Source organism: Kribbella sp. (assembly GCF_035687465.1).
GTDB lineage: Bacteria > Actinomycetota > Actinomycetes > Propionibacteriales > Kribbellaceae > Kribbella.
The window spans coordinates 1-2,892 of the sequence record NZ_DASRXP010000047.1; the positions used below are offsets into that span (position 1 = coordinate 1).

The window sequence follows — 2,892 nt, forward strand, 5'->3', positions numbered from 1 at the left end:
AGCTCGGGTGCTGATGGCGTCATCGAGGAACTGTCGCGGTGGCATGACCTGGAGGTTAAGGGTCGGATCGACGGCGTCGACCAGGACCAAACCTGCGACCAGCGTTGGCCAACGGATCGCGAAGGCGTCTGCGATCTGGCCGCCGAGCGAGTGCCCGACAAGGACGAATGGAGGTTTGACGCCAAGCTCAGCGAGCATCTCGCGCAGTTGTGAGGCCGCCCAGCTCGCGGGCCGAGGCGCTCGTAGAGCCGAGTTCAGTTGCCCGCTGTTTCCGATGCCTGCGCGGTCGTAGGAGACGAGGGTCAGTCTCTCTGTGAGCCCGGCGGACAGTTCCTGCCAAGACTCGGCGCCGTCGCCGAGTCCGCTGACGAAGATCACTGGCACCGAGCCGCGGCCGAACTCGTACGCGGCAAGATTGCTCCCCTGGATCTGTACCTCTCGCAACTCAGCGGCACTCATCGTCATCACACCAAGTTAGCGCGAGCCGTCCGAAATCGCATAGAATCGCATACCGATCAGCGACGGGATGGTTAGATGGCGGACGACGCTCCTTTAGACAAGCGGCGGAAGCTCGGTCGCGAGCTGAAGATACTGCGCCAGCGAGCTGGCCTCACCGGACCCGAGCTGGCGAAACTGATCGGCACCACTCAGACGCGAGTCAGTCGGATCGAGAACGCCGTCGTCAAGCCGAAGATCGCTGACGTGCAGGCGTGGGCGGATGTTGCGTCGCTCGCCGGCGACGAGCGCGACGCTCTTCTCCGGCTGGCAGAGGAAGCGCTGACAGAAGTTTCTGAGTGGCAGGCTGTCTTGAAGGGCTCGCTCGCAGGACGTCAACGAGAGTTGATGGCCACTGACAAGGTCGCACGTGAGATCCGCCATTTCCAGCCCTACCTTGTCCCAGGACCGTTCCAGACAGCTGACTATGCACGGGCGGCGATCACCGGTGGAAACCTCACTGAGGCAATCGATGTCGAGCAGGCAGTCTTGGACAGGATGGAACGAGGGCGAAGGATCCTCGCGAGCAGCAGCCCGCGCTACGACGCGATTCTGATGGAGGCCGGCATACGGTGGCGGCCGAAAGGCTGTCCGCCGGCCACGCGCTCGCTGCAATGGCAGAAGCTCATTGAGTACAGCACTGCCAAGCACATCACCCTTCGGCTCATTCCCCTGGATGCTGAGTTGGTGGTTGCCCCGATGATCGGGTTCGTGATGGTTACGTTGATCGATCCAGCTGAACCGCCGGTCGTGCGGATGGAGACACCCGCCGCGCACATGGCGTTCTCGGGCGCCGACCAGATAGCGGCATTCGAGTTGGTCTGGTCCCGAATGGCCGACGCCGCGCTAGATCCCAGCGAATCGATTACGCTGCTGAAGCAACTAATTCGGACCGAAGGAGAAAGTCAATGATTGAAGGAACTACGCCCGTCCCGGCCGTTGACGAGTTCTCGAACTGGCGGAAGAGCAGTACCAGTGACGACGGCGCCTGCGTGTTCATCGCTGACGGGCCGAACGGCTGGGTTGCACTCCGAGACAGCGACGACCCGTCGGGCGCTGTCGTAAGGATCCCTCGTAAGTCCTGGGAGCACATGGTGCGCGGGATCAAGAACGGGTCCCTCGCACCTTCTGAGATGTAATGCCGAGCGTCGAGGGTGCGAGACGCCAGCCAGGCCGCCTCCACGGAGGGAGGAGTCTTAGGCTCCTACTCTCTGCGGCCGGCGTCTCGTCCCTCGGCGACGGGATGTGGACAGGCTCCGTTCCGCTCGCTGCTGCCGCAATCGACCGATCAGCCTCATCGGTCGCGGCGGTCTCATCGGCTGCCTTGCTCCCGTGGCTCGTCGTTGCACCGGTAGCAGGAGCGTTTGTGGATCGATGGCCCACACGTCGCGTCATGGTCGTCAGTGATCTCGGCCGGGCCTTAGTCGTGGGGGCTTTGGTGCTGGCGTTCGTCGCGGATTCGGTCTCAGTTCCTCTCCTCGCAGCAGCTGCATTCGTCGTGGTCACAGGCTCCATCTTTCACGGTGCCGCTCAGCAATCGCTGGTAGCTGATCTCACTGAAAGCTCCGACGCCATCCGCGATACCGCGAATGGCAGGATGTCGACGCTGGATGTTGGTGGTGCCTCGCTGGTCGGCCCTCCCCTAGGCTCTGCCGCCTTCGCTGCTTTCGCCTGGCTGCCGTTCCTCGCGGATGCTCTGTCCTTCGCGTTCTCCTCGGCCTGCCTATTGGTTCTACGAACCGAGCCGAAGCAGTTCAACGCCACCCCGCGCGAGTCGGTTCAGCGAGCCATTAGATCGGGAGTCACATTCCTCCTACGACACCGCGAACTTAGGACCTTGGCGCTCCTCACCGGGGCCGCCAACCTTACGACCAACTGTGCGCTTGTCGTTCTTGTTCTCTACGCCAGTGATCCCGATGGCTTGAGTATGGAGCCAGCCCGATACGGCCTTCTGATCACCGCACTCGCGATAGGGGGAGTCGTTGGTGGTCCGCTTGCGCCGCGAGTGCTCGCGCGGTGGGGAGCCAGCAAGCTCGTTGGGGCAACGCTAGTCGTCCGGATGATGGTCTGGCCGGCCATCGCACTTACCCACGAGCCCTTCCTTGCAGGATTCGCCCTCGTGGCTGCCGGTCTCGCATCAACGTTCGTAACTGTCACCGTCACCTCAGCCCGACAGAACCTGAGCCCGCGGCCGATGCTTGGCCGGGTGGTGACAGCGTTCCGGACCATAGGCAATGGCTCAGCGCCTATCGGCGCCTTGCTCGGCGGGATCTTGGCCCATCTCGTTGGTCTCCGTGGGACTCTCTTTGCTGCCGGGCTGATCCTGGCGGCCGTGTCCGTGCTGCTTGTTCCACGCCTGCTCAGGTCGAAGACACTCACCTCACCCCTCCGCCTTGG

At 63.1% G+C, this 2,892-nt stretch carries 4 protein-coding genes; 3 read left to right on the plus strand and 1 reads right to left on the minus strand.

All coding sequences use genetic code 11. The features are described 5' to 3' along the window. Positions 1-465, minus strand: a 465-nt coding sequence (locus VFG33_RS02420) for an alpha/beta fold hydrolase (protein WP_325021884.1), incomplete at its 3' end; no start/stop codon positions are given. A gap of 69 nt (positions 466-534) precedes the next feature. Here VFG33_RS02420 and VFG33_RS02425 point away from each other — a divergent pair. The 3 genes from VFG33_RS02425 to VFG33_RS02435 all read left to right on the plus strand — a co-directional run. Beyond that, the gene (locus VFG33_RS02425) at positions 535-1,407 is read left to right on the plus strand and encodes a helix-turn-helix domain-containing protein (protein WP_325021886.1); all 873 of its coding nucleotides are present in this window, start codon (positions 535-537) and stop codon (positions 1,405-1,407) included. Further along, the gene (locus VFG33_RS02430) at positions 1,404-1,634 is read left to right on the plus strand and encodes a DUF397 domain-containing protein (RefSeq protein WP_325021888.1); all 231 of its coding nucleotides are present in this window, start codon (positions 1,404-1,406) and stop codon (positions 1,632-1,634) included. Before VFG33_RS02425 ends, VFG33_RS02430 begins: the two co-directional genes overlap by 4 nt. A 104-nt stretch (positions 1,635-1,738) precedes the next feature. Next, a partial coding sequence (locus VFG33_RS02435) for an MFS transporter (protein ID WP_325021890.1) occupies positions 1,739-2,892 on the plus strand: 1,154 nt, incomplete at its 3' end.

Excerpts from the sequence above, each read along its gene's own strand:
- VFG33_RS02425 (WP_325021886.1), top strand. The coding sequence starts at position 535 with ATGGCGGACGACGCTCCTTTAGACAAGCGGCGGAAGCTCGGTCGCGAG.
- VFG33_RS02430 (WP_325021888.1), top strand. The coding sequence starts at position 1,404 with ATGATTGAAGGAACTACGCCCGTCCCGGCCGTTGACGAGTTCTCGAAC.